14 protein-coding genes are annotated in these 14,618 nt (G+C 38.6%); 4 read left to right on the top strand and 10 right to left on the bottom strand.

Going from position 1 to position 14,618, the window contains the following annotated elements; translation table 11 throughout:
* Positions 1 to 31 precede the first annotated feature (31 nt).
* The 3 genes from AA0X95_RS09400 to AA0X95_RS09390 are packed head-to-tail and all read left to right on the top strand — an operon-like array spanning position 32 to position 2,529.
* A complete protein-coding gene (locus AA0X95_RS09400; RefSeq protein WP_413308226.1) occupies positions 32 to 664 on the top strand; it encodes a GNAT family N-acetyltransferase in 633 nt (210 codons plus the stop codon).
* A gap of 40 nt (positions 665 to 704) precedes the next feature.
* The gene (locus tag AA0X95_RS09395; RefSeq protein ID WP_413308223.1) at positions 705 to 1,355 is read left to right on the top strand and encodes an acetoin utilization AcuB family protein; all 651 of its coding nucleotides are present in this window, start codon (positions 705 to 707) and stop codon (positions 1,353 to 1,355) included.
* Positions 1,348 to 2,529: an acetoin utilization protein AcuC gene (locus AA0X95_RS09390; protein WP_413308220.1), complete on the top strand. Its 1,182-nt coding sequence runs from the start codon at positions 1,348 to 1,350 to the stop codon at positions 2,527 to 2,529. Before AA0X95_RS09395 ends, AA0X95_RS09390 begins: the two co-directional genes overlap by 8 nt.
* Positions 2,530 to 2,706: 177 nt before the next feature.
* Here AA0X95_RS09390 and ccpA read toward each other — a convergent pair whose 3' ends face one another.
* From ccpA to AA0X95_RS09365, 5 genes are all read right to left on the bottom strand, one after another.
* Positions 2,707 to 3,705 (bottom strand): catabolite control protein A, encoded by a 999-nt coding sequence (gene ccpA, locus AA0X95_RS09385; RefSeq protein ID WP_413308217.1) that lies wholly within the window; start codon positions 3,703 to 3,705, stop codon positions 2,707 to 2,709.
* A 415-nt stretch (positions 3,706 to 4,120) separates the two neighbouring features.
* On the bottom strand, positions 4,121 to 5,200 hold the full coding sequence (locus AA0X95_RS09380) for a bifunctional 3-deoxy-7-phosphoheptulonate synthase/chorismate mutase (protein WP_413308214.1): 1,080 nt from the start codon (positions 5,198 to 5,200) through the stop codon (positions 4,121 to 4,123).
* Positions 5,201 to 5,650: 450 nt separating this feature from the next.
* Entirely contained in the window at positions 5,651 to 5,983 is a 333-nt protein-coding gene (ytxJ, locus tag AA0X95_RS09375) for a bacillithiol system redox-active protein YtxJ (protein WP_413308212.1), read from the bottom strand.
* A gap of 119 nt (positions 5,984 to 6,102) precedes the next feature.
* Entirely contained in the window at positions 6,103 to 6,585 is a 483-nt protein-coding gene (locus AA0X95_RS09370) for a YtxH domain-containing protein (protein WP_413308209.1), read from the bottom strand.
* A 19-nt stretch (positions 6,586 to 6,604) separates the two neighbouring features.
* Positions 6,605 to 7,069 carry a DUF948 domain-containing protein gene (locus tag AA0X95_RS09365; RefSeq protein WP_413308207.1) on the bottom strand — a complete coding sequence of 155 codons (465 nt, stop codon included), beginning with the start codon at positions 7,067 to 7,069 and terminating at the stop codon, positions 6,605 to 6,607.
* Between the two features lie 221 nt (positions 7,070 to 7,290).
* On the opposite strand from AA0X95_RS09365, the gene AA0X95_RS09360 reads away from it, so the two are divergent.
* On the top strand, positions 7,291 to 8,406 hold the full coding sequence (locus AA0X95_RS09360) for an aminopeptidase (RefSeq protein WP_413308204.1): 1,116 nt from the start codon (positions 7,291 to 7,293) through the stop codon (positions 8,404 to 8,406).
* Positions 8,407 to 8,607: 201 nt separating this feature from the next.
* On the opposite strand, the gene murC is transcribed toward AA0X95_RS09360, so the two are convergent.
* From murC to AA0X95_RS09335, 5 genes are all read right to left on the bottom strand, one after another.
* Complete coding sequence (gene murC / locus AA0X95_RS09355) at positions 8,608 to 9,909, bottom strand: UDP-N-acetylmuramate--L-alanine ligase (RefSeq protein ID WP_413308201.1); 1,302 nt, start codon at positions 9,907 to 9,909, stop codon at positions 8,608 to 8,610.
* Positions 9,910 to 10,145: 236 nt separating this feature from the next.
* Positions 10,146 to 12,551 (bottom strand): DNA translocase FtsK, encoded by a 2,406-nt coding sequence (locus tag AA0X95_RS09350; protein ID WP_413308198.1) that lies wholly within the window; start codon positions 12,549 to 12,551, stop codon positions 10,146 to 10,148.
* Positions 12,552 to 12,713: 162 nt separating this feature from the next.
* A complete protein-coding gene (locus AA0X95_RS09345) occupies positions 12,714 to 13,508 on the bottom strand; it encodes a DUF1444 domain-containing protein (RefSeq protein WP_413308196.1) in 795 nt (264 codons plus the stop codon).
* A gap of 86 nt (positions 13,509 to 13,594) precedes the next feature.
* Complete coding sequence (locus tag AA0X95_RS09340) at positions 13,595 to 13,909, bottom strand: thioredoxin family protein (RefSeq protein ID WP_413308193.1); 315 nt, start codon at positions 13,907 to 13,909, stop codon at positions 13,595 to 13,597.
* Between the two features lie 15 nt (positions 13,910 to 13,924).
* Positions 13,925 to 14,482 carry a hypothetical protein gene (locus tag AA0X95_RS09335; RefSeq protein WP_413308190.1) on the bottom strand — a complete coding sequence of 186 codons (558 nt, stop codon included), beginning with the start codon at positions 14,480 to 14,482 and terminating at the stop codon, positions 13,925 to 13,927.
* Positions 14,483 to 14,618: the final 136 nt, after the last annotated feature.

Here is a 14,618-nt window from a genome sequence, read left to right as displayed (position 1 = left end):
GTACTAACGATTTTTTAAGGCAGGTGACCTTATGGAACACAAGAAAACATACAATGCAAAAGAATTAAAAACACCTCATGGGAATTTAATCATTGAAGGCCCTATTCCATCAGATAAATTAGCAGGCTATGAATTTCATGAAGACCTCGTTGCCTTTCGTCCACCTATACAACAGCATAAAGCATTAGTGGGTATTGCGAATCTTCCAGAAGGCAGAATTATTATTGCCAGACATCGGCACACAATTGTTGGATACGTTACTTATTTATATCCAGACCCCCTTGAAAGATGGTCTGAAGGGAAAATGGATAACTTAATTGAATTAGGTGCCATTGAGGTAATTCCACAATTTAGAGGCTGCTCTGTAGGAAAAAACCTGTTAATCGTTTCCATGATGGATGATGCAATGGAAGATTATATTACAATTACAACAGAGTACTATTGGCACTGGGATTTAAAAGGGACCAAGCTAAATGTCTGGGATTACCGAAAAGTAATGGAAAAAATGATGAATGCCGGCGGGCTAGAATGGTACGCAACGGATGATCCGGAAATTTGCTCCCACCCTGCTAACTGCCTGATGGCTCGAATGGGTAAGAGAGTCGATATGGAATCCATTCAAAAATTCGACCGTCTTCGGTTTATGAACCGATTTATGTATTAAGCTTTTAGCTGAAATTCACTTGAGACCTGAGGTGATTGATATGATAGTGGAAGAAATTATGAAAACAGATGTTGCCACACTTTTACCAACAGACACCATTGCTGATGCTATGAAATTAATGGAAACAAAAAAAATCCGTCATATACCTGTCATTGATAATCAAAAACATCTAGTGGGGTTAGTCACTGTCGCAAATATAAGGGAAGCAACTCCCTCCATTTTTCATGCGAATGAGCACCCCGAAGACCTGAAAAAACCGATTGAGACGATTATGGAGCAGGATATGATTACAGGGCATCCACTGGATTTTGTCGAAGAAGTGGCTGGCTTATTTTATGAACATAAAATAAGTTGCATTCCCATCATTAATGACCGTAAACTAGTGGGAATTGTAACAGAAACAGACTTACTCCGAACCTTAGTTGAATTAACAGGGGCCCATCAGCCCGGGTCTCAAATCGAAATAAAGGTTCCAAATCTCGCTGGTATCCTAAGCGACATTACAAATGTGATAAAAAATCGAAAGGCTAACATTTTAAGTGTTCTCGTATATCCAGACAAGACAGATGAACATTTTAAAATCCTAGTCGTTAGAGTTCAGACAATGAATCCAACTGCCCTTATTCAGGATCTTAAGCAAGCCGGGCATCAAGTATTATGGCCGAACCTCCCGGGGATTCCATATGAGTGATCGGTGTTCCTTTGTATTCTCAGAAGAACTGTTGAATTACAAATTCAGCAATAATCATCCTTTTAACCAATTTAGGCTAAAACTAACCCTTGATCTGTTGGAGAAAATGAATGCGTTAGATCCTGCGCATATCATCCCACCTAAGATGGCAACGGATGAAGAGTTAGCCCTTATACATGATCGAAATTACATAGAAGCGGTTAAGAAAGCAGGACACGGGGAACTTTCAAAAGAAATTGCTGAAAATTATGGATTAGGTACAGAAGACACTCCCATATTCCCGAACATGCATGAGGCCAGTGCCCTGTTAGTAGGCGGTACCCTAATCGCAGTCGACCAGGTTATGACAGGCAAGTCTCTCCATGCCCTTCACCTTGGAGGCGGCTTACACCATGGATTCCGTGGGAAAGCGTCCGGATTTTGTGTATATAATGATAGTTCGGTTGCAATTAAGTATCTTCAGGAAAAATATCATGCACGTGTGTTATATGTAGATACGGATGCACACCATGGGGATGGTGTCCAATGGTCTTTTTATGACGACCCTAATGTTTGCACCCTTTCCATTCATGAAACCGGCCGATATTTATTTCCTGGTACCGGAAATATCAATGAAAGAGGTCAGGGCCCTGGTTATGGGTATTCTTTTAATATACCTGTCGATGCTTTTACAGAAGATGACTCCTGGCTCCATGCCTATAAAAACTCCATAAAAGAGGTGGCTGAATTTTTCAAGCCAGATGTAATACTCACTCAAAATGGAGCTGATTCACATTATTTTGATCCGTTAACTCACTTATCGGCAACGATGAAAATTTATCGAGAAATCCCTAAGATTGCTCATGAAATTGCTCATCAATACTGTAATGGTAAATGGATTGCAGTTGGCGGTGGTGGTTATGACATTTGGCGGGTCGTTCCTAGAGCATGGGCACTCATCTGGCTTGAGATGACAGAAAACTCGAATTGTTCAGGAAATCTACCTGATGCATGGATTGAACAGTGGCAAAAAGAGGCTCCTGTTGTTTTACCGAAGGAATGGGACGACCCTGACAATTTATATACACCTATTCCAAGAAAAGCGGAGATTACAGAGAAGAATGTAATTACGTTAGAAAAAGCTTTATACCCAATTCGTAATCATCAAAAAAACCAAAAGGGCCTGCCATCTTAATGGCAAGCCCCTTATTTTATAATAAGAAAGTATAAAATGCGACTTCGAGAATTGTCCAGCTCCAGCGCCTAGCCCCTCGGGTCAAATAACCTTCGGCAATAAAAGTCAAAAGGCGGACTTTTCTTGCCGAAGAACATTTGCCTGTCGGGGCTGACCAAGGCGCTTCCGCTTTTCTAATTATTTTGTTGAATTACGATGTTCAATGCGGTGAGGAAGTACGACAATTTGTTCTTCAACGCCTTCTTTATTCATTAATTTAGTTAGTAACCGCATTGCCACCGCTCCAATATCATATAGTGGTTGCACAATAGTTGTAAGCTGTGGACGTACCATAAGTGATAATCTGGTATTGTCTGAAGTGATTACTTCAAAATCTTCAGGGATTTTATAACCCTTATCTTCGGCACCATGAACGACTCCCAGTGCCATTTCATCTGCTCCAACTAAAATGGCCGTTGGTCTTGCTGATGCCTCGAGTAATTTTTCAAAGGCTTCTATACCGGAATCGTACGTATAATCTCCTTCAACAATAAGCTCCTCATTATAAGGAAGACCAGCTTCTTGAAGGGCTCTTTGATACCCTTTAAGTTTTTTCTGGGCATTTTTCGGTTCATGAAGAGGTCCCACCACAATGGCAATATTCTTATGACCTTTTTCAATAAATTCCTTTACGGAATCATATACTGCTTCTTCATAATCAATGTTTACTGACGGAATCTTATTTGACTCCTCAATAGAACCCGCAAGAACAATCGGTACTGGAGATTTTTCAAATTCCTCTACGTGTTCTGCGGTAATATTTCCTCCCATGAACACGATTCCATCTACTTGCTTCCCAAGCATAGTATTAAGTAAGTGTAATTCCTTGTCCTTGTTTTGGTCAGAATTGCTCAGAATGATATTGTATTTGTACATAGTAGCAATATCTTCAATTCCTCTAGCTAATTCTGCAAAAAAGATATTAGATATATCCGGGATAATTACTCCAACTGTTGTCGTTTTTTTACTAGCTAATCCTCTTGCCACAGCATTTGGACGGTACCCTAATCTTTCAATAACCTCTAACACCTTTTTCCTGGTTACTGGTTTAACATTGGGATTTCCATTTACTACACGGGAAACAGTCGCCATTGATACATTTGCTTCCCTAGCCACATCATAAATCGTTATATTCACTTAGAACACTCTCCTGTAACGTACATTGTTTTCTTTATTTTACATCTGTTATTAAAAACCTAGTCATAATATTGATTGTGAGATAATAAACAATCTTAGTATGTATTTAATGATACGATAAGAATATTAAAGCCGCAATTGCATTTGTCAACATTTTTCGTATTTTTTTCTAAAAATCCCCAAAAAAACCTCCTGCAAGCATGTGCAGGAGGTTTTTTAAAAAATTGGCTCTGTTAAAATTATCCGTTGATTTCCGCTCCAGGCACTTCGCTTTCCGTGGGTGTTTCGGCGAGCCTCCTCGGCGCTTGCGCCTGCGGGGTCTCCCCTGAACCATACTCCCACAGGGGTCTTCGTGCCTTCCGCTCCAATCAACAGGATATAAAAAATTAACACTGTTCTTTAACACAGCCAAAAATTAAATCCGTACAAAGTTTGATGCTAGTAATTCATTATAAAATTTGTCAAATTGATCAAGGTCCATTTGTTGCTTTTGGTCGGATAAGGCAACTGCCGGATCTGGATGAACTTCAGCCATTACTCCGTCTGCACCAATGGCAATCGCTGCTTTTGCAGCAGGTAATAACAAGTCTCTTCTACCAGTAGAATGAGTAACATCTACCATTACTGGTAAATGGGTTTCTTGTTTAAGAATTGGAACTGCTGAGATATCCAGCGTGTTTCTTGTTGCTCGTTCATATGTCCGAATACCACGTTCACAAAGAATGATTTGGCCATTCCCTTGTGCCATGATGTATTCTGCCGCATTGATAAACTCTTCAATCGTTGCAGCAATCCCTCTTTTTAACAATACTGGCTTATTTACGGCCCCTGCCGCTTTTAATAGTTCAAAGTTCTGCATGTTCCGTGCACCAATTTGGATCACGTCAATATAGTCTAAAGCCATTTCAATATCAGCAGGGTTTACGATTTCGCTAATTACTGCCATATCGTATTCATCTGCAACACGCTTTAAGATTTTTAGCCCTTCTACACCTAATCCTTGGAAATCGTAAGGAGACGTCCTTGGTTTATATGCACCGCCACGAAGAAGTTTTAAGCCCTTTTCCTTCATCGCCTTGGCAACCGTAGCTACCTGCTCATAGGATTCAACCGCACATGGACCAAACACAAAATGCGGCTTGCCATCACCTATAGTTTCTCCCTTTAGGTTTACAATCGTATTTTCAGGCTTCTTCTTTCTAGATACAAGTAGTGCTTTCTCATGATCATCCTTTTGAAGATCTAAACCTGCTTTAAAAATTTCTTTGAAGATATGGTCGATTGTAGAATTTTCAAATGGTCCATCGTTATTTTCTTTGATGATATCAAGCATTTTTCTTTCTCGGACTGGATCGTAACGGTAGACACCTTGATTTTCTTTTACCCGTCCAATCTCTTGGACGAGTTGAGCTCTTTCATTAATTAGCCTCAATAATTCCAAGTTTAACTCATCGACACGTGCTCTTAATTGATCCAATTCAATCTTTTTGCCCATATTCGTCCCCGTCCTTTCGTTTGCAAATCAGTTACTAATCTAATAATGATTTACACCTAGAGTTTTTATTTTTGTAATATTTCAATAATTAGGCTTTATTATAGCGGAAATATATTTCTTTGTCACCTATTTTTTCTTTATTAATTAAACGCTTTTAAGCGTTAAAGTATCGTCGAGTATATGAAAGTATTGTATGTTACCTACTTAACATACGTGTCTAAATTTTTTTAGGTTCTTTATCTGTTGATTTTCTCTCCAGGCACTTCGCTTTCCGCGGGCGTTCCGGGAGCCTCCTCGTCGCTCACTCCTGCGGGGTCTCCCGAGACCGCTACTTCCCGCAGGAGTCTCCGCGCCTTCCGCTCCAATCAACAGGTGTGTTAAATCATTACAATGCTTAAACATAGCTTTCTTATAAAGAAGAGGATGAAATTTCATCCCCCTTAGCATCTCTTATTGTGTCACACTACTTGCATTTAATAGTGCCTTGTTGGTGATTTTCCAATGTGAAGCATTCCAAGTTGCTTCTCCATTGGAAATTAGGATTGCTTGTGGTGATTCATGTTTAATTTGAAATCTTTCTGCAATCTCGTTAGAAAGTGGCCGTGAATCTTGTACCGCTAAGAAATATGTCGGCATATTTTGGTTTTCATTTGCATATTTTTCGTACTCTTTGTACGCAGCATGACTGATTGGACATGTTAAACTGTGCTTTAACAAATAAAATCTACTTTCTTTCTTTACTATTTCATCAAACTGTTCAATTGAATCAATTTTTTCTAGCATCTTTACATTCCTCCATTTAAAAAGCATACTGTCAGCAATGAGCCCAACCTTCTTTAAATAAAAATAAACGGTGAAGTCATTTTATCACTTCACCGTTTGTATCACAAATAATATAACTATTAAAGTTTTACCTTGCTCTCTTCTTTATCAAAAGCTTTTTGAGCCTCTTCCAATTTTTTGCGAATTTCTTCGCTGTCTCGTGGCCCTGATTCATTCGACATTTTTACAGTTTCCTTTTCCTTTCCATGTTGGATTGGAATATAAGTTAACTCAGATTCTTCTTTTTGAGACTGCTTTCCCTTTACTTTATTTACTAGCTCGGAGGATTGAAGCACAATCCCCTGGGAAAGGGATGCCGTTTTAGATGCTAATTCACTGCTCTTATTAACTACATTCTCCCGTAATGAACCACTCTTGTCCAAAATGGAACCTGCTTGATTCGTTAACGTTGAACGGAGCTCTTTACCTGCCTTAGGTGCAAAAAGTAAAGCTGCTGCAGCTCCAACTACCCCACCAATAAAAGCTCCTAGGATAAAGCTGTTGGAAGATTCGTCGTTACGATTTTGATTCGCTTCCCTTGTCTCATATTCTCTATTAGACATCTTCGTTCCTCCTTTAATTCTAATGAGATCTTACTCTTTTAATAACTTGTTCTGATTCTTTTTCTTGTTTTATTTGCTTTCTAGCTTGCCATTTATCCTTCAATTCAAGGAATACATTACTCCATTGAACTATCTGTGAAATTTTTTCTTTACTATCTTCTACTTGCTGGTCTACAGTATTGGTTAAGTTCAGTAATGTTCCGTTAAATTTGGTAACAGTCGACCCAACGTCCTTAACAGCATCCACCACACTATTTAAACTTTCGGATTTTTGCTGAATATCTTCAGCAAGCGCATTGGTTTTTTGTAAAAGTAATGTGGTTTCGCTTGTAACCCCATCCAATTGTTTTTCTAATCCTGACAACGTTTTTGAAACACTTGTAAGTGTACCCTGAAGCGATTTAAGCGTTTTAGATAAGTAAATCACTAGGACAAAAAACGCAATGGCTATCAAGGCAACGCTTAAGTATAAAATAATTTGCATCGTGCACCTCCGCCTTAACTATATCAATATGTATTACCCATCCATCATGGATATAAACCTCGCTAATATCTTATACTACTTCCATTCATTTGTCTTGTTTTCCTGCTATCCTTTTAAAAAAATCCCTACTCAAACAGAAGAAGTTACTTTATTTTTCAACTTTTAGTCATTATTCGGTTACAATAAGTATTGTATTTACATAATTTTTTGGAGGCGTTACCATGAAAGATCCTCGTATAGAGAAGCTGGCGAAGAATTTAATTAATTATTCTGTGCAGCTCCAAAAAGGTGAAAAGGTGTTAATTGAGAATTTTGGGTTGCAACGTGAGCTTGTTACCGCGTTGGTAAAGGAAGCCTATGCAGCAGGTGGATATCCTTTTGTTCTGCTAAAAGATCATCAGGTTGACCGAGCTCTATTATTTGGTGCAGAAGAAGAGCAATATAATATGATGGCTGATTTTGAAGCTAACGTTATGAGTAAAATGGATGCATACATAGGGTTGCGTTCTGGAGATAACATTAATGAGCAAGCCGATGTCCCAGATGAAAAAATGAAAATACACGGTTCAACAATTGGAAAAAAGGTACACCGCGATATTCGCGTACCAAAAACTAAATGGGTTGTCCTTCGATATCCAACTTCATCTATGGCACAATTAGCTAAGATGAGTACTGAAGCATTTGAAGACTTTTATTTTAATGTGTGTAATCTGGATTACGGTAAAATGGATCAAGCTATGGACAGCTTGGTTGAATTGATGAACCGAACAGACAAGGTTCGCATCACAGGACCTGGTACAGATCTAAGCTTCTCTATAAAAGATATACCTGCTATTAAATGTGCAGGAAGATTAAATATTCCTGATGGTGAAGTATATACAGCTCCTGTTCGTGATTCAGTAAATGGAGTCATTACCTATAACACACCGTCTCCTTACCAGGGATTTACCTTTGAAAACGTTAAGCTCACTTTTAAAGATGGAAAAATTGTTGAGGCTGAGTCTAATGATTCTAGTCGTATTAACAAAATCTTTGATACGGATGAGGGAGCACGCTACGTGGGAGAGTTTGCAATTGGAGTGAACCCTTTCATCTTAAATCCGATGCAGGATATCTTATTTGATGAAAAAATTGCTGGCAGCTTCCACTTTACTCCTGGACAATGCTATGATGATGCGTTTAATGGAAACCACTCTAATATTCATTGGGACATGGTTAACATTCAGCGTCCGGAATATGGTGGAGGGGAAATCTATTTTGACGATGTACTTATTCGAAAAGATGGTCTTTTCGTACTACCAGAATTAGAAGTTTTAAATCCTGACAATTTAAAATAAGAAAAGCGCAAGCGCCTTGATCAGCCCCGACAGGCAAATGTTCTTCTGCAAGAAAAGTCGCTCTTTGACTTTTATTGCAGAAGGTTATTTGACCCGAGGGGCTAGGCGCTGGAGCTGGACAATTCTCAAAGTCGATTTTTTTACTTTCTTAAAATGTAAAGAATAGAGGCTGACACTTTTTTGTGTCAGCCTCTCTTTTATTTATTCAATGATTTGTTTTTCATAAGATTCCTGGAACTTTTGAATATCCCCAGCACCCATAAATATGATTACACTATTGTCGTAATCATTTAATACTGAAGTATTTTCTTCTGATAGAATCTCAGAACCTTCAATTTTTTCCTGTAAATCCTTAATTGTCAGCTTTCCATGATTTTCTCGAGCCGACCCAAAAATTTCACACAAGTACGCTTTATCAGCTAGACGAAGACTCTCTGCAAAATCTTCTAAAAAGGCTTGGGTACGTGTAAAAGTATGTGGTTGGAATACAGCGACAATTCTTTTATCAGGATATTTCTGCTTTGCCGCATCAATGGTTGCTTTAATTTCAGTCGGATGATGGGCATAATCATCGATTAAGATTTGCGTTCCAATTTTCTTTTCCGAAAATCTTCTTTTCACACCTTTGAATGTTAGCAAGTGTTCTTTCACAATCGTAACATCAATCTCTTCATAATGGCATAAACCGATGACCGCGAGCGCATTTAACACGCTGTGATCTCCGAATGTAGGGATTGAGAATGTATCATAAAAAGTATTACGGATAAATACATCAAAGGTTGTTCCATTGGTTGATTTGACAAGATTTTTTGCCTGATAATCATTTTCGTCGCCAAATCCATAAAACAATACTGGAACCTTTGCCTGGATCCTCTGAAGCTGCTCATCATCCCCATAAGCAAATATTCCCTTTTTCACTTGTACAGCCATCTCTTGGAAGGCTGAGAAGACATCTTCAATATTGGCAAAGTAATCTGGATGATCAAAATCAATGTTTGTCATAATGGCATAATCAGGGAAGTACGATAAGAAGTGCCTTCTGTATTCACATGCCTCAAATACAAAATATTCCGCCCCTTCTTGTCCTTTCCCGGTACCATCACCAATTAAAAAGCTCGTAGGTTTAGCTCCTTTAATAACATGAGCCAATAACCCAGTTGTAGAGGTTTTTCCGTGTGCACCTGTAATAGCTACACTTGTAAAATTCTGCATGAAATCACCTAAGAAACGATGATACCTTACTACTGGAAGTCCAAGTTTCATTGCCTCTTGAATTTCCTCATGCGTATCTGGATAGGCATTTCCTGCAATAATTGTCATTCCCGGCTTGATATTTTCCTTTTGAAAGGGAAAGATTTTTATTCCGGATTGTTCAAGGGCAAGTTGAGTAAAAAAGCGCTTTTCGACATCGGAGCCTTGAACCTCAAATTTCATATCATGCAGAACTTGTGCTAATGCACTCATCCCAGACCCCTTAATACCTACAAAATGGTAAATAGTCATAGAAGAACCTCCAACCAACGTCTATCTGTAAAACAGTATATGACATCTGTCTGTATTTGACATTGTTTATAGAATTACTGAACAAGTAAGCTTACTTGTTTAAAATCATTTAATTATTATAACATTGTTTTCTCGTAAAAACTATTAATGTCAATTATCTTTGCTATCCACCCAGAATCGGCATTCATTATTATTTGTTCGTACCTAGAAAGAATACAGTGGATTATTGATTTGTCTTATTCTTGAATAGCCTCTAAATCGGCTTCTGTTATTAAAACCTCACGAGCCTTACTCCCATTTGCACTTGTAATATATCCATTTTGTTCAAGTATATCCATTAATCTTGCAGCTCTATTATAGCCAATTTTAAAGCGCCGTTGCAGGCTTGAAGTGGATGCTCCCCCTTGCTCAATAATAAATTCACAAGCTTCATAAAAGAGTTCATCTTCTTCCTCAGTTATTTGGGCCTTTTTCAGCAACTCTTCTTGTTCGAATAAATATTCCGGTTCGCGTTGATCCCGTGCATGGGCAACCACAAGATCAATTTCTTCATCTGATACGAACGTTCCCTGCAATCTTACAGGTTTCGAAGATCCATTTTCTAAGAACAGCATATCGCCACGGCCGAGTAATTTCTCCGCCCCGCTAATGTCAATAATGGTACGTGAATCCACTTGGGAAGAAACTGAAAAAGCAATTCGGGTTGGAATATTGGCTTTTATTAATCCAGTTATCACATCAACCGAAGGTCTTTGTGTGGCTACAATAAGATGTATACCGCAGGCCCTAGCTTTTTGAGCTATTCTACAAATGGCTTCTTCCACATCTGCTGGTGACATCATCATTAAATCGGCTAACTCATCAATGATTATCACTATGAATGGCAGCTTATCGGAATAGCGCTTATGATTTATTGCTAGTTCATTAAATCGGTTGATATCACGAACCCCTGCATGAGCAAAGAGCTCGTATCGCCTTTCCATTTCATCCACAGCCCATTTTAATGCAGCCGTTGCCGCTTTTACATCGGTAATAACTGGGCTGACAAGATGTGGAATTCGATTATATGGTGCAAGTTCTACCACTTTTGGGTCAATCAGCAACAGCTTTAAATCTTCCGGACTCGCTTTACATAACAGGCTAACTAAAATGGTATTAATACATACGCTTTTACCTGAACCTGTTGCCCCAGCAATTAGTCCATGCGGCATTTTCTTTAAGTCGGTTACAATTGGTTTCCCTGCAATATCCAGTCCCATTACTGCCGTTAAAGGAGAGGAAGATTCTTGAAACACACTACTTTGAATAATTTCATTGATAAAGACGGGTCTTGACTTTTGATTTGGCACTTCAATACCAATCGTATGCTTTCCCGGTATAGGTGCTTCAATCCGAATATCCCTTGCAGCTAGGCTTAATTTAATATCATCGCTTAGGTTAGTAATTTTATTTACTTTTACTCCTGGTTCGGGTTGTACCTCAAATCGGGTAACAGATGGCCCTTGGGTTACATTAACCACACTTGCGCCTACATTAAAGTTTTTTAATGTTAAATTCAGGAGTTCTTCTTGCTCTAACAACCAGCCAATATCTTTATCTTCTTTGATGGGCGGATGTAATAGACTTGATGGAGGGAGCATATAAGTACCATTGGACGTTACTTGTTCAACTTTCTCCGCCACGGTTGGAGTGGATGCAACCGTCTGAATAATTGGCTTGTCCGTTGGTTTTTCAATGGGCTTTTTTACTGGTTGTTCCATTGTTCTATCTTTTGGCTCCACCATTGTCCTTTCTAGTTGTCTTTCTAATGAAGTATCAACTGTTTCTTCTACTAAAATGTTCTCACGTGCCTGAATTGGCTGCTCACGTTCTCTTCTTTGTTTTCTTTCTTCCCATTTTAATTTATCTTGCTTTAACATCATTACATTAAATGGCAAACGGGAACGCTTGATTTCAGGCTCCACGGGTTGGGTTTCGGCTTCATCCTCTGGTTCAGCTTGTAATTCAACAGAGGTTTCAACCGGTATATTTGGTTCGACTTTTATTGGTTCAGGCTCATATTCAATCGCCTCAATCACATTTTCTTGCAAGGATTCTATCCTAGATGATTCCTCTTCGGTAATAACGGACGCCTCAGCAATTAGCTCTTCAAATACGGCTGAATGGTTAAGCTGATCTTTATCCTCTTCGTTTAAAAAGTGGCTCAATTCATGCTCGACTACCATCTCTGTCTTCTTAGGTCTGTTAAACCCAAAAATAGGAGAAGGAATTTCTGTTGGGTGAAATGGGCCCCTCATTCTCGGTTGCTGCTTCGGCTCTATGATTGGTTTGGGGACTTCCGTTTTTACTGGTTGGGTTTCTTTTTGTTCCCTTCTTCTTCTCTTTTCAGGCTGTTTCTCTAAAATCCTTTGCTGACGAACACTCTCCTTAGCTTTGGGCTTAACCTCATGTAAAGGTGTAGTGGAAGAACGCAGGCCACCTTTTGGATATTGATAGGAAATTCTCGTATCTAAATCCTTTAAACTTTCGAATTGGGTTAGATGTGGAAGTTCATCGTTTCTAGAGTTATGTATAACAAAATCGTTTAACTCCTCTTCCTCATCTTTTTTAAACTTTTGAAAAAAGTTTTGGATCCAGCTCAAAACTATCACTCTTTCTACTTTCATCTATCATTCTATTTTATCAGTATTTGATATTTTTTCGAGATAATTTCTCAGAATAAGTCGAAATATATTCGAATTGGATATATCCTCCAAAGAAGTAATGAAAAAAGACCACTTGAAGTGATCCTTCTTTCATTCATTTTATTTATTTTTTCCTAAAATGAAAATGGGTTCTAATTCCCCATTTTCATAGATGAATGACAAAGCTGTAATTGGGACTCGGCCATTCGCAAAAAAGCTCATAGCCATCTGAGCCATAACATCATACCCTCTGTCGTTACGAATATCCGCGATGATTAATACATCTTGGTGGGGAACGGCTAAAACCATCGTCCCAACCATCCGTTTCTGCATTTCATTGAGGAAGCCTTTATTTAGTATTCGGCTTGCATCATATCCATCATTGGTGTTGAGAAAATAAAAACTATTCCCAGCGACCTGATCTTCCTTAAGAGGAGTTGTCAGGGATCTTGCGTTAAATAAGGCAATTTCCTTTATTCTGTTCGCTTCCCAGCCTTCCTTTTCCATGATACGACGGTCAATTAACCGGTACGTCTTCCCCATGTCATAGGCGTAATAAATCTTTGTTTCGGCCGTATGTTCGTCACTCATGAACGGGTTTCCCTCTTCTGATTCATTAGGAAAAGACGTAGAACGAATAACCGGAAAAATATTCTTTTCATGATCGGTTAACTGAATATTATCCTCCATTGCTTGCAGACCTTCATTTACATAATAAACGACTTCCTCAATCGCTTTATCATTTTCGGTATGCCATTTGGCTATAATTCCAGGTATTGTGACGGTAATCCCCTTACCTGTTGCTTTATTTTCAATTCTGAGCGTGTCTTTATCTCGGTCATAGGAAATGACTCGTTCCTCATTAGCTAAACGAGTTTCTAATTCTCTTCGCATTTTTTTACTATCCATTTTCATGTATGTTCCTCCCTTCAAGGGCTGCTAATCCATTGTACAATAAAAATGAGGCTGACTCAAAAGCAAAGAGTCAGCCCCAGAACTTATTATTTTAAACCCTTGATGAATTGTTCGATTTCTTCTTGTGTTTTTCGGTCTTTACTTACAAAGCGGCCGAGTTCATTTCCATCTTCGAAAGCAATAAAACTCGGAATGCCGAATACATCTAATTGCTGGCATAAATCAATGTAGTCATCACGGTCTATATGAACAAAGGTGTATTCATTAAATTTTGCTTCTATCTCTGGAAGGATTGGTTCAATTACCCGACAATCCGGACACCAGCCTGCCGAAAACATAAAAATAGTTTTTCCTTGGTCCTTAAGTTGTTCAAATTGCTCCATTGATTCTAAATTCTTCATCCTTAACGCCCCCATTTATTCTGTGAACTTGACTGAATTAACTATTTGCATCATCGTTTTCGTATTTTGTACCAAATCACTTGTTTCAGATTGCGTCGTTATTTTTGCCCCGCCCACACCGATTGTTAATTCATTTAAACCATCGTCCTTAAGTTGAGCAATGGTTATAAACCCAAGCTTGTTGTCGGTAGAAGTAAATTTCTCATTTGTATATAATCCCTTATATTGATCGACAGTTGCTTTGTACACAACATCACTTGTTGTGCTTTCATGTGGGTTAAAGAAAAGAATATACGTATCTGAACCGTTCCTTAAAATAATATTATTAGCTGATTCACTTTTTATAGCATATCCTGCTGGTAAGAAAAAGTGAATCTTCCCACTCTGTTTATTTGGCTTTTTCTCTTTTTCAGTAAACGTTACTTTCGCAGTTTTTATTGCAGCTTTACTTTCTTTTTTTATCGAAGCATTGTCGCTGCATGCACTTAGTAAAAGTAACGAAAGTATGAAAATTGTCATGATTTTTATAAGTTTCAGCTTTTTCGCCTCCCATTCATACGAATAAAGTCCCATAAATATATCATACCTGCCAGAATATTTAAAAGACAAGACTTTTGTCGAATGCGATTGTCGAAATGCTGTTGATTTCCGCTCCAGGCGCTTCGCTTTCCGCGGGCGGTCGGGGAGCCTCCTCGTCGCTTTGCTCCTG

The organism is Neobacillus phoenicis (genome assembly GCF_047302305.1).
GTDB lineage: Bacteria > Bacillota > Bacilli > Bacillales > Cytobacillaceae > Neobacillus.
This window is presented reverse-complemented; position numbering and strand designations above follow the sequence as displayed.